Annotated in this window: 20 protein-coding genes, 1 tRNA gene and 1 other RNA gene; 13 read left to right on the forward strand and 9 right to left on the reverse strand. The window is 52.0% G+C overall.

Features of this window, described 5'->3' with window-relative positions:
- Window positions 1–233 precede the first annotated feature (233 nt).
- Both rsmI and DPQ22_RS05700 read left to right on the forward strand, forming a co-directional pair.
- On the forward strand, window positions 234–1,148 hold the full coding sequence (gene rsmI, locus DPQ22_RS05695; RefSeq protein WP_150214005.1) for a 16S rRNA (cytidine(1402)-2'-O)-methyltransferase: 915 nt from the start codon (window positions 234–236) through the stop codon (window positions 1,146–1,148).
- A gap of 114 nt (window positions 1,149–1,262) precedes the next feature.
- Window positions 1,263–1,625 carry a YraN family protein gene (locus DPQ22_RS05700; protein ID WP_150214113.1) on the forward strand — a complete coding sequence of 121 codons (363 nt, stop codon included), beginning with the start codon at window positions 1,263–1,265 and terminating at the stop codon, window positions 1,623–1,625.
- 255 nt (window positions 1,626–1,880) lie between these two features.
- On the opposite strand, the gene DPQ22_RS05705 is transcribed toward DPQ22_RS05700, so the two are convergent.
- Window positions 1,881–2,693: an undecaprenyl-diphosphate phosphatase gene (locus tag DPQ22_RS05705; RefSeq protein WP_150214008.1), complete on the reverse strand. Its 813-nt coding sequence runs from the start codon at window positions 2,691–2,693 to the stop codon at window positions 1,881–1,883.
- Window positions 2,694–2,926: 233 nt separating this feature from the next.
- On the opposite strand from DPQ22_RS05705, the gene DPQ22_RS05710 reads away from it, so the two are divergent.
- From DPQ22_RS05710 to glk, 3 genes are all read left to right on the forward strand, one after another.
- Window positions 2,927–3,622 (forward strand): glutathione S-transferase family protein, encoded by a 696-nt coding sequence (locus DPQ22_RS05710; RefSeq protein WP_150214010.1) that lies wholly within the window; start codon window positions 2,927–2,929, stop codon window positions 3,620–3,622.
- A 72-nt stretch (window positions 3,623–3,694) separates the two neighbouring features.
- Complete coding sequence (gene mepA / locus DPQ22_RS05715; RefSeq protein WP_150214012.1) at window positions 3,695–4,621, forward strand: penicillin-insensitive murein endopeptidase; 927 nt, start codon at window positions 3,695–3,697, stop codon at window positions 4,619–4,621.
- 406 nt (window positions 4,622–5,027) lie between these two features.
- On the forward strand, window positions 5,028–6,074 hold the full coding sequence (gene glk / locus DPQ22_RS05720; RefSeq protein WP_150214014.1) for a glucokinase: 1,047 nt from the start codon (window positions 5,028–5,030) through the stop codon (window positions 6,072–6,074).
- 1,724 nt (window positions 6,075–7,798) lie between these two features.
- Here glk and DPQ22_RS05725 read toward each other — a convergent pair.
- On the reverse strand, window positions 7,799–9,196 hold the full coding sequence (locus tag DPQ22_RS05725) for a sugar porter family MFS transporter (protein ID WP_150214016.1): 1,398 nt from the start codon (window positions 9,194–9,196) through the stop codon (window positions 7,799–7,801).
- A gap of 267 nt (window positions 9,197–9,463) precedes the next feature.
- On the opposite strand from DPQ22_RS05725, the gene dapB reads away from it, so the two are divergent.
- The 4 genes from dapB to DPQ22_RS05745 all read left to right on the forward strand — a co-directional run bounded on the left by dapB (window position 9,464) and on the right by DPQ22_RS05745 (window position 13,279).
- Window positions 9,464–10,267 carry a 4-hydroxy-tetrahydrodipicolinate reductase gene (gene dapB, locus DPQ22_RS05730; RefSeq protein ID WP_150214018.1) on the forward strand — a complete coding sequence of 268 codons (804 nt, stop codon included), beginning with the start codon at window positions 9,464–9,466 and terminating at the stop codon, window positions 10,265–10,267.
- A 33-nt stretch (window positions 10,268–10,300) separates the two neighbouring features.
- Entirely contained in the window at window positions 10,301–10,915 is a 615-nt protein-coding gene (locus tag DPQ22_RS05735; protein ID WP_150214020.1) for a 2,3-bisphosphoglycerate-dependent phosphoglycerate mutase, read from the forward strand.
- A gap of 722 nt (window positions 10,916–11,637) precedes the next feature.
- The gene (locus tag DPQ22_RS05740; protein ID WP_150214022.1) at window positions 11,638–12,786 is read left to right on the forward strand and encodes an aldose epimerase family protein; all 1,149 of its coding nucleotides are present in this window, start codon (window positions 11,638–11,640) and stop codon (window positions 12,784–12,786) included.
- 408 nt (window positions 12,787–13,194) lie between these two features.
- A tRNA-Leu gene (locus tag DPQ22_RS05745) sits at window positions 13,195–13,279 on the forward strand.
- Between the two features lie 297 nt (window positions 13,280–13,576).
- On the opposite strand, the gene DPQ22_RS05750 is transcribed toward DPQ22_RS05745, so the two are convergent.
- From DPQ22_RS05750 to DPQ22_RS05760, 3 genes are all read right to left on the reverse strand, one after another.
- Window positions 13,577–14,983, reverse strand: a complete 1,407-nt coding sequence (locus DPQ22_RS05750) for a DUF2800 domain-containing protein (protein WP_150214024.1) — start codon at window positions 14,981–14,983, stop codon at window positions 13,577–13,579.
- Between the two features lie 82 nt (window positions 14,984–15,065).
- Window positions 15,066–17,015, reverse strand: coding sequence for an extracellular solute-binding protein (locus DPQ22_RS05755; RefSeq protein WP_150214026.1), 1,950 nt, complete (start codon window positions 17,013–17,015; stop codon window positions 15,066–15,068).
- A gap of 41 nt (window positions 17,016–17,056) precedes the next feature.
- Window positions 17,057–17,710: a c-type cytochrome gene (locus DPQ22_RS05760; RefSeq protein WP_150214028.1), complete on the reverse strand. Its 654-nt coding sequence runs from the start codon at window positions 17,708–17,710 to the stop codon at window positions 17,057–17,059.
- A 308-nt stretch (window positions 17,711–18,018) separates the two neighbouring features.
- Between DPQ22_RS05760 and DPQ22_RS05765 the strand changes: the two genes are divergently transcribed.
- Complete coding sequence (locus tag DPQ22_RS05765; protein WP_246681505.1) at window positions 18,019–18,846, forward strand: 3-deoxy-manno-octulosonate cytidylyltransferase; 828 nt, start codon at window positions 18,019–18,021, stop codon at window positions 18,844–18,846.
- A gap of 27 nt (window positions 18,847–18,873) precedes the next feature.
- Here DPQ22_RS05765 and DPQ22_RS05770 read toward each other — a convergent pair whose 3' ends face one another.
- From DPQ22_RS05770 to DPQ22_RS05785, 4 genes are all read right to left on the reverse strand, one after another.
- Window positions 18,874–19,566 (reverse strand): ABC transporter permease subunit, encoded by a 693-nt coding sequence (locus DPQ22_RS05770; protein WP_150214030.1) that lies wholly within the window; start codon window positions 19,564–19,566, stop codon window positions 18,874–18,876.
- Window positions 19,559–20,272 (reverse strand): ABC transporter permease subunit, encoded by a 714-nt coding sequence (locus DPQ22_RS05775; RefSeq protein ID WP_150214032.1) that lies wholly within the window; start codon window positions 20,270–20,272, stop codon window positions 19,559–19,561. The genes DPQ22_RS05770 and DPQ22_RS05775 overlap by 8 nt, the downstream gene beginning before the upstream one ends.
- Window positions 20,273–20,593: 321 nt before the next feature.
- Window positions 20,594–21,439 (reverse strand): transporter substrate-binding domain-containing protein, encoded by an 846-nt coding sequence (locus DPQ22_RS05780; RefSeq protein WP_150214034.1) that lies wholly within the window; start codon window positions 21,437–21,439, stop codon window positions 20,594–20,596.
- A 65-nt stretch (window positions 21,440–21,504) separates the two neighbouring features.
- Entirely contained in the window at window positions 21,505–21,963 is a 459-nt protein-coding gene (locus tag DPQ22_RS05785; protein ID WP_246681506.1) for an HIT family protein, read from the reverse strand.
- Between the two features lie 192 nt (window positions 21,964–22,155).
- Between DPQ22_RS05785 and ffs the strand changes: the two genes are divergently transcribed.
- The 3 genes from ffs (at window position 22,156) to DPQ22_RS05800 (ending at window position 24,540) form a co-directional block, all read left to right on the forward strand.
- An RNA gene (ffs, locus tag DPQ22_RS05790) (signal recognition particle sRNA small type) lies at window positions 22,156–22,250 on the forward strand.
- Window positions 22,251–22,302: 52 nt separating this feature from the next.
- A complete protein-coding gene (locus DPQ22_RS05795) occupies window positions 22,303–24,153 on the forward strand; it encodes a DNA polymerase III subunit gamma/tau (protein ID WP_150214117.1) in 1,851 nt (616 codons plus the stop codon).
- Between the two features lie 63 nt (window positions 24,154–24,216).
- Window positions 24,217–24,540 carry a YbaB/EbfC family nucleoid-associated protein gene (locus DPQ22_RS05800; RefSeq protein WP_150214037.1) on the forward strand — a complete coding sequence of 108 codons (324 nt, stop codon included), beginning with the start codon at window positions 24,217–24,219 and terminating at the stop codon, window positions 24,538–24,540.
- Window positions 24,541–24,892: the final 352 nt, after the last annotated feature.

The raw sequence follows: 24,892 nt of genomic DNA on the forward strand, positions 1-24,892 counted from the left end.
ATAAAAGGAGTTAGAATAATGCAAAAGGGTAAGTTTGTTTGTGACGGCTGTGGTAAAGAGAAACCTTACGGTGAAGGAGTCGGGCCTAAAGGGAAGCTGCAAAGAGCGCCTTTGTATAGATTGTTATAATAATATTGCCGCACCGCCTGCCCGCCCAAAAGATTTGGCAGCGTGGCAAGAATGGTATGATGAAAATATCTACTAATAAGGCCGCAATATTTATAAGCAGCACTATGATACTACAAGGCAGCCAAACGAAGCAGGCAGAAAAAAGCTTTATTATCGGCGGGCATCACTATAGCGCGCCGCCTTTGCCGGCCGGGCTTTACCTTATTGCCACGCCCATCGGCAATCTGGCCGACATCACCCTGCGCGGGCTGGAAGTGCTGGCGGCGGCCGATATTATTGCCTGCGAAGACACGCGCACCAGCCGCATTTTGCTGGCGCGCTATGGCATTTGCCGCAAAACAATCCCTTATCATGAGCATAATGCGCGGGAGGCTGGGGCAGCTTTATTGTGTGCTTTGCAGGGGGGGCAGGCTGTCGCCCTGATTTCTGATGCCGGCACGCCGCTTGTGTCTGACCCCGGTTACCCGCTGGTGCAGCAGGCGCTGGCAGCAAATATTGCTATTATCCCCGTTCCCGGTGCTTCTGCTTTGCTGGCGGCGCTCATCGGCTGCGGCCTGCCGGTGCATAATTTCTTTTTCGGCGGTTTTTTGCCGCCCAAACAGGCGGCGCGGCGCAAAACCCTGCAAGCATGGCAGAGTTTGCCCTGCACTATGGTTTTTTATGAATCTCCGCGCCGTGTCGGCGCCTGCCTGGCTGATATGGCCGCTATTTTTGGCGGCAGCCGCCCCGCCTGCCTGTGCCGTGAGCTGACCAAAAAATTTGAGACATTTGACCGCGGCCATTTGCACAATCTAACAGAGGCCTATAATAGTGATACTCCGCCAAAAGGGGAAATTGTGCTGGCTATTGGCGGAGCGGAAACGGCCGCCGAGGCGCTGTTGCCGGCAGAGATAGATGCCTTGCTGCTGCATTTGGCGCAAACCCTGCCGCCGGCCAAAGCGGCGCAAGAGGCGGCCCGGCAGACCGGCGGCAAAAAACCGCTTCTTTATGCCCGCCTGCTGGAGCTGAAAAACGGCTAAGGCCGTTTGAGCAGGGCTGAATATAGAGGGAGAATCATGCTCTCAAAATTTTACAGGCGCGAAAACCTGTCCACTGCCGATAAAGCTGCCGGTAAAATAGCGGCAAAAAACCCAATGCGGATAAAACGCGGGAAAAAAGCCTATTGGCAGGGCGTTCAAGGTGAATATCTGGCCGCCGGCCTGCTGCGGCTTAAGGGGTATCGGCTGCTGGCGCGGCGCTGGCGTAGCGCCCGGGGAGAAATTGATATTATTGCCCGCAAAAGCAATCTGATTGCGATTGTGGAAATCAAATCCCGCCCCAATCTGCAACAGGCTATGGAGGCTCTCAGCCCGGCCCAGCAAAAGCGGATAATCGCTGCCGCCGATTTATGGCTGGCGCAGCAGCCGGATTATGCGCAATTATCACTGCGTTTTGATCTTGTCGCTATTTGCCCGCGCAAATGGCCGCGCCATATTAAAGCCTGCTGGACAGCCTGAATATAACCCAGCAATAAAGCGACAAGACTATCCCTGGCCGTTATTGCTATCTTGAAAATTCTGCAAATTTTCAAGGCATAATGGCTGTCGCTATTTGCCCGCGCAAATGGCCGCGCCATATTAAAGCCTGCTGGACAGCCTGAATATGACCCAGCAATAAAGCGACAAGACTATCCCTGGCCGTTATTGCTATCTCGAAAATTCTGCAAATTTTCAGGATAGCAATAGCTTCTGTCGCCTGTCTTCATCTGCTTTTCAGGCAATAAAGCCTGAATTCAGGGCGGCAAAGCCCGACAGGCCGACAATAATGCGCCACCAGGCAAAAACAGCATAGCCATGGCCGGCAACATAATGCAGCAGCCGGCGAACAACAAATATCCCGGCGAGAAAAGCGGCAATAAAGCCAAGAGCAATGGACACACCGTCATTAACCGACAAAGCCGCGTGATTCTTGTATAAATCAAAGGTAAAGGCGCCCAGCATGGTCGGCATAGCGAGGAAAAAGGAAAACTCTGCTGCTGAGCGTTTATCCGCGCCGCACAATAAGGCGCCGATAATGGTAGAGCCGGAGCGCGATACGCCGGGAATCACCGCCAGGCACTGAAAACAGCCAATCACCAGACACAACCATAAAGGATAGCGATAAGCGCTGTCATAATGCGGCTTTAGCGGCAGTTTATCGACCAGCAGCAAAACAATACCGCCAAGAATCAAAGAGGAGCATATCAGGCGGGGAGATTCAAAAAACACGGTTTTGATAAGGCCGTGCAAGCCGGCGCCGACAATAGCGGCCGGCAAAAACGCCAGCACCACGCCCAGAACAAAATGCCGCGCCGCCGGAGAATGCGGCACAGCCGCAGCAATATGCCATAATTTGCCGCAATAGACCGTGACAATCGCCAGAATAGAGCCAAGTTGAATCAAGACTTCAAAACTTCTGCCGGGGGATTGAAAATCCAGAATGTCGGCCGCCAGCAGCAAATGCGCCGTGCTGGAAACAGGGATAAATTCTGTCAAACCTTCCAGCATGCCTAAAAACAGCGATTCCAGCCAAAGGATAATATCCATAAATACCTCGCCCAAACAGATTGACAGCCGGTGAGCCGCGGCCGGAAGATAAACAGGCAGAATTACAGGCGGCAAAAAAACCTTGTCCCTGAAGCCGGCTGCCTTTATAAAGAGCTAATGTAAAAAAATTTATTAAAACTTTTCATTTATACGGGTTTTCAGCTATTTTGGTTTACACCGGCCTGGCTGAAAATTCTGCAAATTTTTGGCCGCGCCCCATAAAAGGCTGGATTATGCTGACTTTATTTCAATATCCGCTTTCTGTTCCCTCACGTTATGTGCGGCTATTATTGCAGGAATATCATATAGCAGCGCATCTTGTGCTGGAAGAAGAATGGCAAAAACGAGCAGATTTTCGCAAATTGAATCTGGCCGGCACGGTGCCGGTGCTGGTGGAAAAGGGCAGCCGGCCTATTTGCGGTGCTGATGTGATTTGTGAATATCTTGATGAAACATGCGGCGCCCTGCGCCCCAAAGAGCCGCTTTTCCCGCAAAACCCGCTGGACAGGGCGGAAGTGCGCCGCTTATGCCGCTGGTTTCTGGAAAAATTCAATAATGATATTGCCCGCCCGATTGTGCATGAGCGCATTATCAAGCAGAATATCCCCCCTGTTCGCGGCGGCGGAGCGCCCAATTCTGCCATATTGCGGCTGGCGCGCGCCAATATCAGGCCGCATATGGGCTATTTGGCCTTTCTTGTCAAAACACGCCATTTTATTGGCAATGCTCATTTATCTTATGCCGATTTCGCCGCTGCCGCCTGTATTTCTGTCCTCGATTATATTGGCGAGATTGACTGGAGCAGCCAGCCGCAACACTTGCTGCATTGGTATGCGCGGCTGAAATCGCGCCCGTCTTTCCGCCCGCTTTTGGGGGATCGCCTGCGCGAAATGGCGCCTGCCTCTCATTATGCCGATCTGGATTTTTAACAAAATAGCAAGGCTTTGCTCTATAATTTAACCAAGGCCGGGCAATTTCTACCCGGCCAAATTGTGGAATTTATGATGAAGCCAGCAAAAAAGCCTGATTTTTTCACCCGCCTCCTGCGCCTTTGGCTGCTGCCGGCTGTTTTCGGCATAGCGGCCTGCCCTGCCCCTGCTTTGGCCGGTGATCTGCCGGCAGCGCGAGCTTTCAGCACGGTGAAGACGCCCAGCAATGATACGGCCGATGCTATTGGCTTTTATTCCAAAGGCTGTCTTGCCGGGGCAAAAGCCATGCCGCTTTCTGCCTCGCACTGGCAAATTTTGCGCCAGAGCCGCAATCGCTATTGGGGGCACCCGGTAATGATTGCTTTTTTACAAAATCTGGCGGGGAATGCCGCCAAAACCGGCTGGCGCGGCCTGCTTATTGGCGATATTGCCCAGCCGCGCGGCGGGCCTTTGCCCTTTGGCCATGCTTCGCACCAAATCGGCCTTGATGCCGATATCTGGTTTAAACCTATGCCGGCGCGCGGCCTTTCTCTCAGGGAGCGGGAAAAGATCGGCAATAGCTCAGTTTTGAAGGCCAAATCGCAGGAGCTTGATCCCAAAAAATGGAGCCCTGCCCTGACATCTTTATTAAAACTGGCGGCGAGCGACCCAAAAACCGACCGCATTTTTGTTAACCCTGCTGTCAAAACTTATTTATGCCGCAATGTGGAGGGCGATAAAGCCTGGCTTGGCAAAATACGCCCATATTGGGGGCATAATGAGCATTTTCATGTGCGGCTGCAATGCCCCGAAAATGCCGAAAACTGCCGGCCGCAGGCGCCGCTGCCCAAAGGCAATGGCTGCGACAGCTCGCTGGACTGGTGGTTTACGGCCGCCGCCCGCGCCCCGCAAACGCCTTCTTCTGTTCTGACATTAAAAAGCCGGAATGGTAAACGAGCACGGCCAAAAGCGATTATGGTTTCTGATTTGCCCGGGTCTTGCGCCAGGCTGGTAGAATAAACGGCCATTTTTGGCCGGCGCACAAAAATAAAGGCCTGCTGCCGGCCTCGATACAGGCTCTCACAGCGGCACTGTCTGCGGCTGTTTCTCCCTTGGTTGATAAGGCAAACAGGTAAATATAGCGGCAAAGACGCAGTATTTTGGGGATAAGTTTTCGGCTTTTGCCGCATAATTCCACTATTTTCTGCGTCTGCGCCAAACAAGGCTGCCTCTATGCGCTTTTTGTCGCAGCCCCCGGCTCCTTTATTCCCTTTACTTTAGCATTAGACTATTAGAAATATATGAAACAAAGTCGGTAGCCTGCTCCAGCCGCGCCGGATTAACAGCCGGGGGACGGAACGCGATTCCTCTTTTCGCCGTTTCAGGCAGAGGATATATCGGGCAAGGCGTAATGAAAGAGTGAATTATGACCAAAAATTTTCATGAAGAATTGTCAGGGGCTTTTTTACTTGGTGATATTGGCGGGACAAATGCGCGCTTTTCCGTTGTCAGCGCCGACAAAGAGCGGGTGCAGATTTTCCCCACAGAAAAAACGGCTGATTTTCAAAATATTGATGATGCGATTGAGCAGCATATTTTACCGCTGGCGGAAGAATATCCTGAAAATCTTATTCTGGCTGTCGCCGCCCCGATTGAAGGCAATATTATCCGCATGACCAACTGCCATTGGTCTATCGAGCCGGAAGTTCTTATTAAACGCTTTAACTTCAAGCGGGTTATTCTTATCAATGATTTTGAGGCGCAGGCTCTGGCTGTCTCAAGCGTGAGCAAAACCTATCTCAAAACCATTGGCGGCGGCACGCAAAACCCTTTTAGCTCCCGTGTGGTTCTGGGACCCGGCACCGGGCTTGGCGTTGCCGGCATTGCTTCCTGCAACTGCCGCTTTCTGCCCGTTACCAGCGAAGGCGGCCATGTGGATTTTGCCCCGCATACAGCGCGTGATTTTTCGCTTATGCCGTATTTTTTAAAGGGGCGCAATCGTATCAGCGCTGAAAAAGTTTTGAGCGGCGGCGGCTTTTTGCGTATTTATAACGCTATTTGCGCTGTAGACGGCATAACCCCCAGCCTGGAAGACGCTGCCGCCATTACCGGTGCCGCGCATGAAAAAAGCAATAAGCAGGCGGGGGAAACCGTGCATCTGTTTTTAACTTATCTGGCGCGCTTTGCCGGCGATTTTGCCATGATATTCAAGGCGCATGGCGGTGTTTATATTGGCGGCGGCATTGTGCCGAAAATTCTCAGCCTGCTTGATGAAGCGCATTTTCGGCAGGAGTTTGAGGATAAAGGGCGGCACAAACGCATTCTGGAAACCATTCCCATTTATGTCATGACACACCCGCGCGCCGCCCTGAAAGGCATGGAAGCATTGGCGCGCCGGCCGCAGGATTATATGATAGATTATCATGACCGCCTGTGGACAAATGAGAATAAAGAAGCGCGCAAGAAAAAATAGGGGCTGATTCAGAACTCTGCCATAAGGATTAGTGGCGGCATTGGACTTGCCTGTGACTGTAGCGCCTGCCCGTTAAGTGCAGAGGATTACCGACATGATGCCGAATTCCGCGGCAGTCTTTTCCCGGCTGATGTTAAAGCTGAGCTACCGGCGGTGGTGCCCAGATCCATTATAACAGGCGGTCAGCGGTGATAATGCCGCCGGCCGCTGTGGTTTGCGGCATAATCACCGAAGCAGCAGCAAGTAAGCGCTAAAACTGTGAGGCTGCCGCCCGCAATCTGTAAGCTCGTCAGACTTGGAAGACAGCGATCTTGATGCAGTTTATCGATATGGGGCCGGACTTAAAAAAAGAAATGTATAATCAGTCAAAAACTGCAGTATCTTTATATTGCTCATTTGTATGCCAGCTAATTGATTTTATTACTTTTTATAAAAAAGACAGATTCTGCACAATAGGCAGAATCTTTTTGCGTTTTTGCTCATATTTTGCCGCTGAAAGCCGGATATAAATCGATAAAATAAAAACCGCATCAAAAGCGGTTTACTAGGCTTTTAAAGCCTTTTCAAAGGTGACAGGAACGATTTCAGAGCTCCTTTGAAAGTTCACGCACACGCGGCCGATTTTCACCAAATCACTTCCATTTAGCCAAATTGCCTGTCAAATTCTGCCCGCGCCACTCACCAATTTCCTTCTTGACGATTCCCCTCAATCCCTCAATTTTACTGACCTATCCCACCTAAAACCACCTAATCCCGCTATTTCCAATACCGTATGTCAATTAAAACAAGCGCTAAAACTGTGAGACTGCCGCCCGCAATTTGTAACAGTGCCGCGGTAAAGCGGAATACCACAGCAGAGCGAAATAGCGCAACTCGCCTCGTTCAGGCGTTTTGCGCCGGCATCACCGTCAGCAGGCTGGCAAAGCAGAGCATTATAGCCTGCCTCGTTTATAGGCACTGTCAGAGCAAGAGCGGATAGACAGGGCAGCCGCGCCGCGGTAAAGCGAAATGCCACAGCAGAGCGAAATACCGCAACCTGCTTATTTCAGGGCACAGTGCGGGTTATAGCCGGAATCAACCGAAAATTACTTTGGGTGAGACCATATCCCGCTTACCGTTTGGTTCTATAAAATCCCGCTCTTCAGCCCGCATAGAATAAAGAGCAGGCAAGCTCCCCTTAGCTGCGGCGCGCATCTCCAGCTCTAATCAAGGACAGAAATGCGCTTGCGGCAGAATAATCCGCCACCGCAATTTAAGCGCAGCAACGCCGAGCCTTAAAACGGCACATATTTCAGTATCACATAAACAGCCAGAACAAACATTACAACAAACAGGCCGAACAGTAGATTTTTTTGCATTATTATATATCCTTCACTTTCTGTATTGGCAGCGCCAGAATGTTACAGCAGGGTATAATCCGCACCGACAAAAAAGCTCTTCACACATAGCCCCCTGCCCGGGCTTTAAAAGCCGCGCAGACGGCAAACCGGCCAGTCAGGCCTCCCAACCCGGTGCAGCCCGCGCCGGGAGCAATCCCGCCGCGCCAGATGTGATGAATATTTGCCCTTTTAGCCGGCGCTACGCCATAGGCCGGCCTTTTCTCTTTAAAGGCTCTGCACCTGACAATGCAAGACGAGCGCCGGCATTTTCACCACCTTTTGCCGCCGTTTTATTGCCGGCCGCAGTCACACGCTACCGGCCTTGAGAGCAGCTATACCCCCTCTTTACCGGCCAATATCACGCAATTTTTTGCCCGACATTAAATTGGCTTCAATTTTCTCCAGCGAGATACCCTTGGTTTCCGGCACAAAAAACCATATTAACACAATGCAGATAATATTTAACAGCGCATAAAACCAAAAAGTATTGGCCTGCCCCAAAGCCGCAATCAAAGACAGAAAAGAAGCGGTTAAAATCATATTCATGATCCAATTCGTGGCGGTAGAAACGGTCACGCCGAAATCACGCCCCTGCAAAGGCTGGATTTCCGAACACAAAACCCAGGCCAGCGGGCCGGCGCTCATGGCAAAACCAATAATAAACAGAGCCAGCATAACCAGAGAAAGATAGTGCATGAAACTGAGCGTGTCACTTGCCACCACTTTGTTCATAAGCACCGCCAGAACCGCCATGGAAAACGCCATAATGGCATAGCCTAAAAACAAAATCGGCCGCCGCCCCCATTTATCCACCACACTAATGGCGATAAAGGTTGCCAGCACATTGATAAGCCCAACCAGAACCGATCCCCACATTTGCTCTTCCACACTGCTGAACCCCGCCATTTTGATAATCTCAGGAGCGAAATAGAGAATAATATTGATACCGGTTACCTGCTGCATAATTTGCAATAACATGCCAAGTCCGACAGAGCGGCGGAAATTGCCGTTGCTTTTAAATAAAGACCAGCCCTTTTGCGTGATTTTCAGCCCTTCCTGAATTTCACCAAATTCTCCCTGCACCTCATCTTCTGAAGGGCGGATTTTCCGCAAAACCGCCAGCGCCTCGCTGTTGCGCCCTTTGGAAGCCAGCCAGCGCGGGCTGCGCGGCACAAAAATAACACCAAAAAACAGGATTATAGCAGGAAAAACGACAACACCCAGCATCCACCGCCAGGCTTCCCAATAGCTGAAATATGTGTCGGAAAGATAGGCCAGCAGCAGCCCGGTTGTGATAAGAAGCTGGTAAAAGGAAATCATGCTGCCGCGGATTTTCTCCGGCGCAATTTCAGCCAGGTAAAGCGGCGTGGCATAAGAGGCTATGCCTACAGCCAGGCCAATAAAAGCGCGGGCAAAAATCAACACGCTAATATTGGGGGCAAAAGCGCTGATGAGCGAACCGGTGACAAAAATAACCGCAGCCAGCAGCAGGCTGTATTTTCTGCCGAGACGAAAGGAAATCCACCCCGCCAGCACAGCGCCGATAGCCGCGCCAACCGTAAGAGAGGCAACCAGCCAGCCTTGCAGGCCGACCTGCCCCTCAAGGCCGAATTCCTTGACAACAAACTGCTTGGCGCCGGAGATAACGCCTGTATCCAGGCCAAACATAAGCCCGGCAATGGCTGCCAGCAGACAAACAATAATCACTGTTTTATTGGCAGAGCTGCGCTCTTCACTTCCCATAGCCCTTATCCTTGTTCCTTGGAATATACCGAATCCATAAAAAACCGATTGCAATCATTGACAGCAGTTTATAAAAAATACACTATGATAAAATGCTTGATTGTTAGTTTTGCACAATATCTTTATCTGTGATCTGCAAGGTAGGGCGTTTATCTTCTGCCGCAATTTTGCGCCGCGGCTTTTGGGCAGTGTTGCCGGTCAAAATATGACAAGAGCGGGGGCAAAACAGCAATTTTTTTGAATAATGGGCAATTCCGGGGAAATTCCATGTATATAGCTTTGGCCGGCGCCGGCGGGCGCATGGGGCGCGAGCTTATCCGCGCTGTCAGCGAACATAAAAATACTATTCTTGCCGGGGCGCAAGCCCGGCAGGGTTCTGCCGCTATTGGTCGTGACGCCGGCGAATTTGCCGGTATCGGCGCTGTCGGCGTAATAATTACGGCTGCGGCCGGGCAGGCTTTTGCCAAAGCCCAGGCCATAGTGGATTTCACCGCCCCTGAGGCCTCGCTTATCTGCGCCGATTATGCCGCTCAGCACGGCCTTATCCATATTATCGGCACAACCGGCTTTTCACCGGAGCAGGAAAAGCATATTCGCCGCTGCGCGGAAAAAACAGTTATTGTCAAATCCGGCAATATGAGCTTAGGCGTTAATCTGCTGGCAGCCCTGGTGCAAAAAGCGGCCAAAGCACTCAGCACTGATTTTGACATTGAAATTCTGGAAATGCACCACCGTGACAAGCGGGACGCACCTTCCGGCACAGCACTGCTTTTGGCACAGGCTGCGGCAAAAGGCCGCGCTACGGATTTGCAAAAACATAGTATTCACAGTCGTAACGGTTTTACGGGTGCCCGGCCGGCCGGGGCGATCGGCTTTGCCGCCTTGCGCGGCGGCACTATTGTCGGCGAGCATTCGGTTATTTTTGCCGGCCCGGGCGAGCATCTCACTTTATCGCACACGGCCGAGCGGCGCGATATTTTTGCTGCCGGCGCTATCGCCGCCGCTTTATGGGCAAAAAACAAGCCGCACGGGCTTTATTCCATGCGCGATGTTTTGGAACTGGCAGAATAAAAGTCGCCGAATAATATAAAAGAGGAGAATATTATGGCACGCATTTTGGTTTTGGTTCGCCACGGGCAAAGCGAGTGGAATTTGAAAAATCTGTTTACCGGCTGGCGTGATCCCGGCCTGTCAAAGCAGGGGCATGAAGAAGCCATAGCTGCCGGCAAAAAGCTGCGCGCGGCCGGGCTGAAATTTGACATTGCCTTTACCTCTGCCCTGCAACGGGCGCAAGCCACTTGCAGCCATATTTTGCATGAAATGGGGCAGGACAGACTGGAAACCGTTAAAAATCAGGCTTTAAATGAGCGTGATTATGGTGATTTATCCGGCCTGAACAAAGATGATGCGCGTAAAAAATGGGGGGAAGAACAGGTGCATATCTGGCGCCGCTCTTATGATGTGCCGCCGCCTGGAGGCGAAAGCCTGCGTGATACCGGTGCCCGTGTCTGGCCCTATTATATTCATGAAATTTTGCCCCATGTCCTGCGGGAAGAGACTGTGCTGGTAGCAGCGCACGGCAATTCGCTGCGCGCTTTGATTATGGCGCTGGAAGGCCTGAGCGGAGAAGAAATCGTCAAGCGTGAACTGGAAACCGGCGTGCCGATGATTTATGAGCTGAAGGCAGATTCTACTATTGCCAAAAAGGCAATTTTATAAGGCTTTGGCGCGGCCCGGCCGGCACTATAATGCGCTGCGCGTTTTGGTTATAGTGCCGGGAGCCGGGCGCGGCGGATTTTTGCTTTGCTTTGCCGACAGGGCTTAAAGGCGCTGCCTGTTGCCGGCTTATTGCCCGGCGCGGTGAGCTTGTGGCCTTTAACGCCGTGTTGCCCAAACAGGTGGCGTTTTCTGATGGCGCCGGCACTTGGTGCTGTTTTTTTCAGGCAGGCAGGAAATAAGAAAAGCCCCTCTGCTTTATCTCCAGGGGAGAGGGCAAAGAAGTGAGGGAAAACCGGGCATAGCCGGGTAAGGTCAGGCCGGCAGCTTTGGCCGGGCGGAAGCCTCGGCGAGATCGGTAGTGCCGCTTGAACTGGTAGCTGTGGCCGGGTAAGCGCCGCGCCGGCGTGCCGCAATTATAAACGGCTGAGAGGGCACAGACTCTGGTTTTTGTCTGTTTTTGCCGCCTGACCGTCTTTTCTGCATAATTATACTCTAAGCACCGATTGGCGCATTAAGCAGCTTGACTGCGTCTTCTGCTAAACTATACTAATAAACCAGTTAAATGCTGAGGCTTTGCGGCGGCGGCCTGACCCGTCTTTCTGATTGACTATGACTAACTCAGAGTGTTTATTGTTAAAATAATAGCCTGTTATTTACTGCCCGCATTCACCCATAAAACTATTATGAAAACAATATATAGGAAAATTACCGGATATAAACAAATGAAATTAAAGCATATTTTTCTTGCAGGGCTGGCAGGTTTGACTTTTTGCGCAACAGCAACGGCAGCGAGCTTAACAAGCCAGCCTTATGGCACAACTCAAGATGGGAAAGCTGTTACACGTTATATTATGACCAATAGAAATGGGGTTTCTGTTTCTTTTATCAGTTTTGGCGGTGTAATCACAAGTATTGTGACGCCTGATGCCAAAGGCCAAAAAGAAAATATTGTTTTAGGCTTTGATGACTTTAAAGGATATGAAATTACAGATACCAAAGAGGGAATCCATTTTGGCGCAATTATTGGGCGTTTTGCCAATCGTATTGGTAATGGGCAATTTTCGCTGAACGGTAAAACCTATCAACTTGAAAAAAATGACGGCCCTAATTGTTTGCATAGCGGCAATCCAGGCTATGACAAGCGCGTGTGGAATGTAAAACCTCTTATAAGCAAAGGTCGAACTGTCAAAGCAGTATTACACATTACAAGTCCAGACGGGGATCAAGGGTTCCCGGGGCAATTAGATTTAGATGTTACTTATAGTCTCTCTGACAATAACGAATTCAAAATTGAATATAAAGCTACAACAGATCAGCCTACAGTAGTTAATTTAACCAATCATAGTTACTTTAATCTGGCCGGCGTCAAAAATAGCCCTTACGGCGTGTTAGATCAAAAAATATGGCTCAATGCAGACCATTATTTAATTACCGATCAAAATTCTCTGCCGACAGGAGAAATTTCTGCTGTCAAAAATACGCCCTTTGATTTTACGCAACCAAAACTTGTTGCTAAACATATTCGCCAGGCAAACCGGCAATTAGCTTATGGTTATGGTTACGACCAAACCTGGATTCTTAATCAGGGTAACACAAAACTAAAACCTGCTGCGCGGGTGTTTGATCCAAAATCCAAACGTGTTTTAGAAATTTCGACTACTGAACCGGCTATTCAGTTCTACACAGCCAATCATTTACAGGGCAATATAATGGGCAGAGATGGCGCATTATACCGTCAGACAGATGCACTGGCTCTAGAAACACAGCATTTTCCGGATAGTCCAAATAAACCTCAATTTCCTTCCACACGGTTAGATCCGGGTCAGATATTTGAAAGCGTTACAATTCTTAAATTCGGTATCCGGAAATAAGCCTGAAGATACCTTTTGGCGCATCTTTTACCGCTATTGCTCTATATTAAACAATAAGCACTCCTTAAAGCATTTAATTCGTTACGGCCTGGCCGCCTTTTCCGACCGGCTATGCTTATATGCGTTTTGTGCCGGGCCAATTCCTTGCTTGCGGGAAAAATAGCTGAAAAGGCCGCCGGCGGTAAACAAGGCCTCTCGCTTTTTGCAGACTGAACCGACAGTTTTATCGGTAAAATCCGGAATAAAGTGCCAAAGCGGCGGAATAAGGATTGACAGAAACGGCAGGGCAGATTAGATAAATTTCGGATTGCCTGCTTCCTGCTATCTGGAATATATTCAGTTGCAGCCGGTTGAGCGGGCATGCCTTTTCAAAGGGAGTGGCTTCGATATAACGGGGCCTGTCCTCAGGCGGTCGTGGCGGAATTGGTAGACGCGCAGGTTTCAGGTACCTGTGCCGCAAGGCGTGGAAGTTCGAGTCTTCTCGACCGCACCAATATTTTAGCAGAATATTGCGATAATTTGATTTTATTATCTTAATGGAGTTCTTAATCTTGCCTTTAATCAGCAAAATACGCTTCTGCTATTGCTGATTGGGCTTGGCTGCCGGTGTATTTATCGCAGCTATACACCTCCTCTGTCTGCCCTCCTTTATTGCTGACAGTCGTGCGATCTCACACAGTTTCGCCGTTTTATCAGGCCGACAGTAAATGGCCGGCAAGGTAAAAGGCTCCAAAGGATTTTATTCTGCCGATTATCGGCCGACTCCAAATGAAAATTGCTTTGAGACGGATTATAAAAAGCTTTCTTTAGAAGATTCCCAGCTTTTTATCCCCTGCCAGTTTGGCTGGACAATAAAAACCTGAATGCGCTCAACATTATCATTTAAAAAAACTTCCTTTAACAGGCATTGCACGTAACTTTTCAACTGGGCATTATTGTCAATCGTCACCGGAACAGTGCCAAATTTCCAGTCAATAATTTTTAAAATACGCGTGGCAGAATTAAAGGCGACAACATCTATCTGCTTGCGTATTCCGGCCATTTTGCGCGTAACCGGCAGGCTGTATTCCACCAGCACAATATCCGAATCCAGCAATTTTCTCATTATACTGTTAATTTCATTGATTTCCTTTTTATTGAAACGCCCCCAACCCTGTTTTTCCGGCATTTCAAAAATAATCGGCCGGTCAAATTTAAAAATCGGCACACCATGTATAGCAAATATCGGTGATAATTCCTTGCGCAATTTATCAGCGACTATTTTATGCTTTAATGTCCCCTCTTCATTGGCGCGGCGCGGGTCAGAAAACAGCTCACTATCGGCGCCGGTATCATTTTCTGCCGCCAAAGCATTTTCCGGTAGCAAAGGTGCCGCGGCCTCTTCACTAAAGCCGTAATCACTCTTCCCGCCCCGGCGCCGGGCCTGGCGGCCTCCCCATTTGTTTTGTCCCTCTCCCGGCAGAAATTCTGCCGCCGCTGCCAAAACCGGCTTATGAAAATCTTCAGCAAAACCCTCTGCCAAAAAATCGGCCAGTGACCGGGCGGCAGCTTGTTTCTCACCGGCATTGCGCCCCGGTTTTGCCCCGTCACCGGGGAAAATCGGCGGCGGCGCCACCCGCACGGCCGCCGGCAGCACGGTTGCCGGCGAAGGCGCTAAACAGCGCGCCAGCTCGACCGCCGACATATGCAAAAAAGCTCTTAACCGACCCGGATCCTGATAAAAGCGGCGGTCATAATATTCCCTGCCGCAGCTTATGCGGTGTAAAGGCATAATGCCCGCTTTCACCAGCCGGCCAAAAAGGGCAATGGCCAATTCTTCGCGCAAATGCCGCTTTGCTGCCTGTGTCAGCACTGAGCTGCGCGCAATCAAATCATTTTCCGCTTTTTTTGCCCATAGGCGCCGGATAATATCACGGAATACTGCTCCTTCCGCCGCTGTGGCGCGCAGGCTGTCATCGGCAACAGCCAGCGCCTCCTGATTGATCAGGCGCACAATGTTTTCCAACTGCTTTATCTGCTCCGGCGGAAAACTCTCATCATCTTTTGCTGTCTTCCTTATATAGCGGCAAAGCTGCTCCCCCTGCCCGTTATAAACAGCCGGCACCGCCGCTTCACACGTAACAGAGAGAGGAAAATCAGCCGCCTTCACCTGTTGCAGGAAAGCAGCCATTTCCCCCCTTGTTGCTACTAATTGCATTTTTGCCCTTTCCTGCGCTTGCCCGGCAGCAAAGCCGGCGGGCTGCCCCGGCCCAAACCTTCCGCATATTATAAATTATATATCAGGGCGCAGCAGAAATAGAAGCCGCATAGCCTGCTTTGACCAAAGCTTTTTCTTTCTCTTTATCCACCCACCAGGAAAAAATATCCACGCCCGCATGGCGCGGCTGGGTTGCCGGCCGGCCGAATTTATCCCAATAAGCAAGGTAAAGATAAGGGCTGCGCCAATTCGGCACAGAGTAATAATTCCACAGCAAAACCAGATCTATCGCCCGCGCCGCGGCGACAATAGCGGTGCGGTCAGGCGCCGCCAGCAGCTTTGCTATCAGCCAGTCAATAGCCGGGTTTTTTATGCCGGCATAATTGCGGCTGCCCGGCCGGCCGGCGCTTGATGAGCCGAAATAATCTTCCTGCTCATTGCCGGGGGAAGAGCTTTGCCCTGTAGCAGCCATAATCATATCAAAATCAAAATTATTAACGCGATTGGCATATTGCGAGGCGTCTACTATGCGTATAGCCGCCTCAATCCCCAATTTGCACAAATTGGCGCGATAAAAAGCCGCCGGGCGCTCCATAGCAGCACTGTCTAATAAAATCTCCAAAGTGAAGGGCCGGCCGCTTTTGTCCGCCAGCCTATTATCGCGCAGCTCCCAGCCTGCCTGCCGCAACAGGCGCATAGCCGCACTTAAATTTTTGCGCCCGCTGCCCGGCGCGCTGTAATCCGGCGGCACAAATTCTGCCGAGAAAAGCTGCGGCGGCACAAAGGCGGGAAAAAGGCGGCGCGCTTCCTCCAGCAGGCGCCGCTCCGGCTCCTGCGGCACGCCGTCTTGCGCCACTATCTGCCGGCCGTAATAGCTGTTTGTGCGTTGATATTTGTTAAAAAACAACATTTTATTGATAGAAGCAAAATCCAGCGCCAGGCTTAAAGCCTCCCGCACCCGTTTATCGGCAAATTTTGCCCGCCGGGTGTTAAAATAATAAGCCTGATAAATACCGCCATAGGCGGGAAAAGCCGCCTTTTTCACCGCGCCCTGGCGCACAGCGGCAAAATTATAGCCATTCTCCCAGCGGGCAATGCTGTTTTCCAGCCGATAATCGGAAAGGCCGCCTTTTTTAAAAGCCTCCCACTCGGCATTACTATCCAGCATATAGCTGTATTTTATGCTGTCATAATTATTGCGGCCGATATTTTGCGGCAAAACCGCAGCCCAGGCCGTGGGCACACGCTGCCAGAGAATATATTTGCCCACCTCAAAGGCAGCAATTTTATAGGGGCCGGAGCCAAGCGGAATTTCCAGCCCCGGTTTGGTTATATCGCGCTTTTTGCCGTCTTTCCCCACCCCTTCCCACCAATGGCGCGGCAGCACCGCCAAATCGCCCATAATTTTGGGCAATTCCCGATTACCCGACATTTTAAAGGTGAATTTTACCGCATCAGCGGCTGTTTTCTCAGCTTTTTCCACCTGGGCATAATAAGAGGAATAATAAGGCGAAATACGCCGTAAAATATTAAACGACCATACGACATCATCGGCGCTTATCGGCACGCCGTCATGCCAGCGCGCCTTTGGGTCAAGCCGGAATTTCACCCAGGAATTATCGGGCGGATATTGCAGCGCCGCCGCGATAGCAGGGTAAGAAACACCGTCTTCTTCCAGCGACTGATCCATCAAAGTTTCATAAAGAAGACCGCCGCCAAAAGGCGCCAGCCCCGCCGGAACCTGCCCGGCAATAATATAAGGGTTAAGACTGTTGAAACTGCCGACAATAACGCGATTCAGGCTGCCGCCTTTCGGCGCCTGCGGGTTGACATAAGCATAATGCGGAAAAGAGCCTGTGTATTTTGAAGGCTCAGTCAGGCTGCTTATGGTTTGCCAGGCGGGTCCCCCCTGCGGCGGCGCCTGACCTGCCGCTGCCCCGCCGGCAGCGGCGATAGCGGCAGGCAGGCAGGCCAATAAGGCCAAATATTTGAACACCCGCTCGATTGCGGCTGTGTTTGTCGTCTCATTCATTTCATCTCTTTTCCGCGCACCGCCGGCATAGTGATTGCCCCCTATTTAAGGCTCTGCAAATAGAGCAGCAAATCGGCGCGCTCCTGTAAATCCTTCACCCCCGGATAAAACATAATTGTCCCCGGCACGGTTTTGGCCGGCGCATATAAAAACCTGTCCAGCGCCGCCAAATCCCAGTTTTTTTGTTTTTGGGCAAAATTCTTCAAAGCAGTGGAATAGGAAAAGCCGGGCGCGCTCGCCACCGGCCGGCCGTTAATGCCCCATAAAGCCGGGCCAAGGCGATTACCGCCGCCGGCATTGGCCGTGTGGCAAGCGGCACAGCGGGCAAAAATGCGGCGGCCGCGCCTTTTGTCGGCCGCGGCAAAAAACGGCTGCACGGCATCACCCTCTTTTATGCCGCCGGCTTGAGCCGCCGCAAGCGCGGTCGGATTAACCGCCGCGGCCGGTTCAGCCCCCGGGGTCGGCATCAAAGCGGCCATTTGGCTTTGCCCTGCCGGCGCTTGTGTCTCTGCTGCTATTTGCCGTTGTGCCGCTTGCGCCTGCGCCCATTGCGGCGCAATATTATAGGCAGGCACTGACGGCACCGGGGCATAAAACAGCAAAGCCTCAATAACATAAAGGCAAAAGGCAAAAGCGGCAAAAACACACAGGCTAAGGCAAAAACGACCTAGAAAAGACAAGCGAATTGGCGGCATAAACCGGCGCTCCCTGATAATTTTCGTCCCTTATTCGGCAGCAGGCCAATGGACTGCCTTCTTTTATTATAAACAGCATAGCGCCGGCGCGGGCAAGCATAAACTATAGCCTTTTGCCGCCACAGGGTTTATAATGACGGGGATAATAGCGCATAAAGCGATAAATCGCCCCTTTATTATTTGCGGGGCGAAGCCCTCCAACCCGCCCCGCAGAGCTGATTATTTGCGGGGCGCCGCTACAGACTGCTCTGTCAGGCTGGCCTGCCCGGCTCAACCCGCAGGCCTGAGACAGATTTTTGAGGAAAATCATGATGCCCAGCCCCGCTCCCTTTGCTGAACCCGGCCGCATTATACCGCAAAACTGCCTGATTATTATCCCCGCGCGCATGGGCTCTACCCGCCTGCCGGGCAAACCGCTGGCCGATATTGGCGGCCTGCCGATGATTGTGCACGTGGCCACCCGCGCCCGCGAAGCAAAACTGGGCAAAACGCTGATAGCTACCGACAGCACCGAAATCAAGATTATTGCAGAGAAACACGGTTTTGAAGCCGTGATGACAGCAGCCGGGCACCAATCCGGCTCAGACAGGATTTATGAGGCCCTGCAGCAAATTGATGCCAATAATAATTTTGAGATTATCATCAATGTGCAGGGGGATTTGCCAACTATCAACCCTGCTGATATTGCTGCCGCGGCCGCTGTGCTTGCCGATACCGGGGTGGATATTGCCACTTTATGCGCGCCGATAAGCCGGGCAGAAGAAAAGACAGATCCGAATGTGGTAAAACTTGTCGGCTCAAAACGGCCGGCAATCCCGGCTCTGGAGGGTGGCCTGCCGCGTTTGCGCGCCCTTTATTTTACCCGCGCCGCCGCCCCCTGGGGCGAAGGTGTTTTATACCACCATATCGGCCTTTATGCTTATCGCCGTCAGGCACTGGAAAAATTTGTGCAGATGCCGCCGTCAGAGCTGGAAAGCCGCGAAAAACTGGAGCAGTTACGGGCATTAGAGGCCGATATGCGTATTGATGCTGCCATTATTACCGGCGTGCCGCTGGGGGTGGATAATGCTGCCGATCTGGAGCGCGCCCGCCAATATATAGCGCGCGAGGCCGCTTTGGCACAAAGCAGATTGTGACACCCGCCGGCGGGGCAGGCAGCTTTATCAGCCGCGGCGCGTATGGCGCATAAAATAATGCTCAGCCGCAAAAATACCGCAAACCAGCACAAAATTGATCATGAGATAAAAACAGGCGCAGGCGATAAAAACCTCCAGCGGCGCAAATGTGCTGCTAAACAGGCGCTTGGCCTGGCTCATCATTTCCATTACGGCAATAGTAGAGGCCAGGCCGGTGGCCTTGACCGATAAAATCAGCTCATTGCCGCAGGCAGGCAGCGCCTGGCGCCAGGCCAGCGGCAGCTCTACCGCAAAAAAGGCAGTGCGCTTTGTCATGCCCAGTGCCGCAGCGGCAGCGCGCAGGCCGGGCGGCACGGCCTTAAAGCCGCCAATTAAAATCTCGCTCAAATAAGCGGCGCTGTTTAAGGCCAGCACCAGCACTGCCACGCGAAAACCATCAGCAAACAGCCACCATAAAAGCGGCGACCGGCGGATAAAATCAATATTGCCGCTGCCATAATAAAACAGGAATAATTGCACCAGCAGCGGCGTGCCGCGAAATAAAGCAGCATAAGCGCGCGCGCCGGCGCTCATAGCCCGATTTGCCGACCGGCGCATTATGACCAGCCCGATAGCCAGCATAAAGGCAAGCGGCGCCGATAAAGCAATCAGCCCCAAAGTCAGAGGCAAACCGCGCGGGATAACCGCCAGACAATCGCGCAAAATTGCCCAATCAAGCATTGCACCCCCCATCTGTGGCGGCCAGACGGCGCTCCACCAGGCGAAACAGGCTTTGGCTGGCCAGCGTAATCAGCAAATACAGCACCAAAGCCGCACTATAAAACAAAAAAGGCTGCTCCGTGGCATTGGCGCCCAGTTGGGCACGGTATAAAAGCTCGGCTATGCTTACCAGCGCCACCAGCGCCGTATCCTTGACAGTATTTTGCCAGATATTGTTAATACCGGGCAGCACAAGGCGCAGCGCGGTCGGCAAAATACAAAAGCGGAATCTTTGCCTCGCGCTTAGCCCCAAAGCGGCGCCGGCCTCAATCAACCCGCGCGGCACAGCGTTTAACGCACCGCGTATAGTTTCAACCGCATAAGAGGAAGCAATCAAACCAACAGCCAGAATCACCGCCAGCAGAGGCAAAAGCGAGACAAACGGGTTTTGATAGCCGAAAGCCGCCCCCATTATCTGCATAAAATCATCAGAAGCGAAAAAAAACACATAAATGACCAGAATTTCCGGCACACCGCGAATAAGCAGCGTATAGACATCGACGATAAAGCGTAAAACCGGCAGCCGCGCCCATTTAATCAGTGCCAGCCCCAGCCCGAGAGCCAGGCCGATAATCAGGGCGGCAACGGCAATCAGCACGGTCATGCCGGCACCGCGCAGCAAGGCTGCCGCCCAGCCTTCCGCCCAGAGATTTGCCAAATTATCCATTATCCGCGCTCAACCCTGTTTGGAGAAACGGCAAAGCTGCCCAAACAAGGCACAAGCCGCATAAAAGCCGCTTTTATAGTGATTATGGCGGAAAAGCCAAGCGCCGGCGCCAAAAAAAACGCATTTCCCGGCACAATCTGCCGCCCCGGCCGGCAGCGCTGCCGCGCCTGAACCCGGCTCCCCTACTGCTTCGATTCGCAGCGCCGCTGCTCCGCCCTCAGGCTGCGCCCGGCAGCCGGCTCATTCTCATAGGCCTGGCCCGCCGCGCAGCAAGGCTTCTGCCCCCAAACCTTTCCTGTCAATTATTGCCTTTGATCCGGCTCATGGCGCGGCGTTTTCAGCCTCCCCACTACAGGGGGCAGAAATATCAGCGCCGTTAAACCATTTTTCGCTCAGCCTTTTTACCGTGCCATCGGCCTCCAGCGCGCAAATTGCCTGGTTTATGCGCCGGCGCAACGTGTCTGCCCCTTTCGGCAGGCCGGCAGCCACACCGCCGCCAAGGGTGGCCGGGTCGTCTGCCATGGGAATAATGACATTAACATAAGTAAAGCGGCGGCTGTTTTCCGGCCTGGCCAGATAAGCGCTCCAAATAGCCGTATCGGCGAAAGCGGCGTCCAGCCGGCCATTGGCCAAATCCATCAGCAAATCGTCAAATGTGTCATAGCTGCGCAAATCGGCGCCGCCAATATGTTTTTCAGCATAAAAAGCATGGGTAGTAGCATTTTGCACGCCCAGCCTTTTCCCCTTCAAGGCGGCAAACAGGCTGTCTTTATCCTTGACAGCAGCCAAGGGAGATTCCCTGCGCACGACAAACAGGTTTTGCATTTGCGCATAAGGCACGGAGAAATCAATTTTTTGCCGGCGGGAAGCGGAAATGGAAAGACTGCTGAAAATTATGTCAAACCGCCCGCCCCGGATAAGGGACGGAATAAGGCTGTCAAAATTCTGCACTACAAAGCTGCATTGCGCGCCGATTTTCCGGCAGACAGATTGCGCTATATCGGCATCAAAACCGGTTACGCGGCCATTGGCATCGGCCATTGTCCACGGGCGATATGTGCCTTCTGTGCCGATACGCAGCGGCTCTGCCTGTGCTGCGGCAGGATAAAGCCCGCAACTGCCCGGCCAGAGCAGCAATAAGGCTATAAAATGAAAAAATTTTGCCACTTTTCTTCCGGCTTTCTTTGTGTTTTATCCCCTTCAGGCGCAGCAATTTGTGCATAAAACTGCCATTATGGCAAGAGATTTGACAGTTTTGGCCCCATATCCCCGCCGACACCGGCCGCCAGGGCAGCCTGAATGGCAGTAAGCCGCGCCGCCTGGCCGGCCGGCGGCAAATCCTGCCGCGCGCCGCGCCCCCAAACCGGGCCGGGCCAGCCGGCGTCACCCTTTATCCGGGCAATAATATGAATATGCAACTGGCGCACAATATTGCCCAAAGCGCCAATATTGATTTTATCGCAAGGGGCGGCGCGCTGTAGCCCTTTGGCAGCAAAATTGATTTCTTCCATAGATTGCGCCCGCTGCGCGGCGCTTAAATCAAAAATTTCTGCTGCGCCCTTTACCCGCGGCACTAATAACAGCCAGAACCATCTTTGCTCTCGCATGAGCCGCACATCGCATAAAGGCAGGGCAGCAGCAAAAACACTCTCTGCCGCCAGCCGTTTATCGAGGGTAAATTTATCAGACACAAAGGCCCTCCGCCACGCTGTTTGCTTCTGACACATAGGGCGAAAACAGCGTCTCTGGCAAGTTTTTTTTTCACGTATAATCCGGTTGGGAAGCGCAAAAATTCTGCCAAATAGCCGTTTTTAACAGGCAGCGAGCCGGAGGTGAAAATCTTTCCCTTGCATTTTGCTGCCAAATTGGCAATAGATAAAGCGGGAGAGAGGCAATGGACGCACCCCTCGCCAACCGGGTCAGGTTCGGAAGAAAGCAGCCCTGACGAGTTTGCCGGTGCGGGTTGTTGCTCTCTCTCCTTTTCCCTTGCATTACGGGGGCGGGTTTTGAGCGAAAACGGGGATAAAGGCATGGATCAGACAGCGCCCAATATGGCCTATCGTGTTCTTGCCCGCAAATATCGCCCGCAAAATTTTTCCGATCTTATCGGCCAGGAGCCGATGATACGCACGCTGACCAATGCTTTTGACATGGGGCGGATTGCGCAGGCCTGGATGTTAACCGGGGTGCGCGGTGTCGGCAAAACCACGACAGCCCGCATTTTGGCGCGCGCCCTTAATTATCAAACCGCCACTATCGACAGGCCGACTGTGCGGCTGGAAGAAATGGGGGAGCATTGTCAGGCAATTATGGAAGGCCGCCATGTTGATGTGGTGGAAATGGACGCTGCTTCCCATACCGGCATTGACGATATTCGCGAAATTATTGAACAAGTGCGTTATCGCCCGGTGGCGGCGCGTTATAAAGTCTATATTATTGACGAAGTGCATATGCTCTCTACCCAGGCTTTTAACGGGCTGTTAAAAACGCTGGAAGAGCCGCCGCCGCATGCCAAATTTATTTTTGCCACTACTGAAATCCGCAAAGTGCCGGTAACAGTTTTGTCGCGCTGCCAGCGTTTTGATTTGCGCCGGGTAGATGCCGCCCTGCTGACACAGCATTTGCAAAAAATCGCCGCGGCAGAAGGCGTGGCGGCGGAGCCTGCGGCTCTGGCCATGATAGCGCGGGCGGGTGAAGGCTCAGTGCGTGACTGCCTTTCTATCCTTGATCAAGCCATTGCCCATAGCGGCGGCACTTCTGCCGCGGCGGCCCGGATTACGGCAGCAGCAGTGCGCACTATGCTTGGCCTGGTCTCCAGTGCACAAATTATTGATTTGTTCCGCCTGCTTATGCAGGGCCGCGCGGCAGAGGCGCTGGCGCAATTACAACATCTTTATACTTATGGCGCCGAGCCGGGCGTAATTTTGCGCGATCTGGCTGATTTTAACCACCTCATCACCCGGTTGCGCTTCCAGCCGGAGCTGGCGGCCGATATTTCACTGGCAGAAGAAGAGCGAAAAGAAGCGGCGCAATTTGCTGAAAAGCTCTCATTGCGCATTTTATCGCGTAACTGGCAAATGCTGTTAAAAGGCATGAGTGAGGTGGAAATTGCCGCCCGGCCGCTGGCGGCAGCAGAAATGCTGCTTATCCGCCTGTGCCATGCGGCTGATTTGCCTAATCTTGATGACGCCCTGCGCCTTCTGGAACAAAGCAGACAAAATGGGGAAACCGCGCCGGTAATGCTGGCCGTGTCGTCAAGCAGTAGAATGCCGGAGACAAGACAGACGGCAGCGGGAGTAACAGCAGCCGCAAAGGCGATAGCGGCTCAGGCTCAGGCCGATAAAACTTCACCAGCAAATGCCGAGGCAAAGCCGGCAAAGCCTGAAGCGACAGCCAAAGGCGCAGCAATAATGGATAAGCCTCAGGCAGCGGCTTCACCGCCTGCCGCCCGACACGGCGCAATAAGCCTGCAAAAACTGGTGGCAATGGCCGAAAAACAGGGTAATTTGCCGTTAAAATTCCATTTGCGCGAATCTATCCGCCCGGTCGGGCCGGAATCTGCCGCAGAAGCCGGGCAGGCTGATATTTTCCGCTTTGTGCCAATGGCTAATGCCCCAAAAGATATTGAGCGGCAAATTGCCGAATTGCTGCTGGCGGCAACGGGCGAGCGCCGGCAGGTGCAGGCCGTGGCGAGCGGCGGCGGTGCCACATTGGCGGAAGAAGAGCAAAAGCACAATCAGGCGCTGATAGAAGAGGCAAAAAACAATGCCGAAGTAGCGGCTGTGTTACACCATTTCCCCAAAGCGGAATTGAGAGAAGTGCGGCTTAAACCGCAAAATGAAGCTTCACCCAAAACAACTGAGAAAATAATAAGGCAATAAGGCGGGGTTACAGCCTGGCATAAAGCCGCAAACCGGCGAAATTCATATTATAAGGAGAAAACCATGCGCGATCTTATGGGTATGATGAAAAAAGCCAAAGAAATGCAAACCAAAATGCAGGATTTGCAGGCCGAAATGGCAAATTTAACGGCTGAGGGGAAAGCAGGCGGCGGCCTGGTGGCCATTACCCTGGGCGGAGACGGCAAAGTGCGCGCCGTTAATATTGATTCTTCCCTGATGAAGGAAGAAGAAAAGGAAATTCTGGAAGATTTATTGCTGGCAGCCTATAATGAAGCCAAAGAAAAAATTGAAACTGTCATTGCTGAAAAGACACAGACTATCACCGCCGGTCTGCCTGTTCTGCCCGGGTTTAAGCTGCCTTTTTGAGCCCCTTATGAACAGATAAGCCGCGCCTGCCGGCAGCCGGGGGCGGGGTTATCAGCCTGTCTTGTTACCGGCCCGGCCTGATAAAACCATGAAGATTAGCCTGTTGCGCCTATATAGTAACACAATAGTTTATCTTTAGGGTAAAAATTGCCGTATAGTATAAATGAATCATTAAAATTACTTGATTTTATTATAATAATACAGTTAATATTTTCCCTGCAAATATGCTTTTGCCTTTATGGCCGGCTTGGCCGGCGGCAGCCAATGCAAAGTGCTTATAGCGCATTTTTTGCCGGCTTTGCCTTTCTCTATCGGCAAACCTTTCTGCCTTTATCGCTTTTAGCATTATGGC

Origin of the sequence: Candidatus Tokpelaia sp. (genome assembly GCF_008636115.1) — a bacterium.
Lineage (GTDB): Bacteria > Pseudomonadota > Alphaproteobacteria > Rhizobiales > Rhizobiaceae > QLZD01.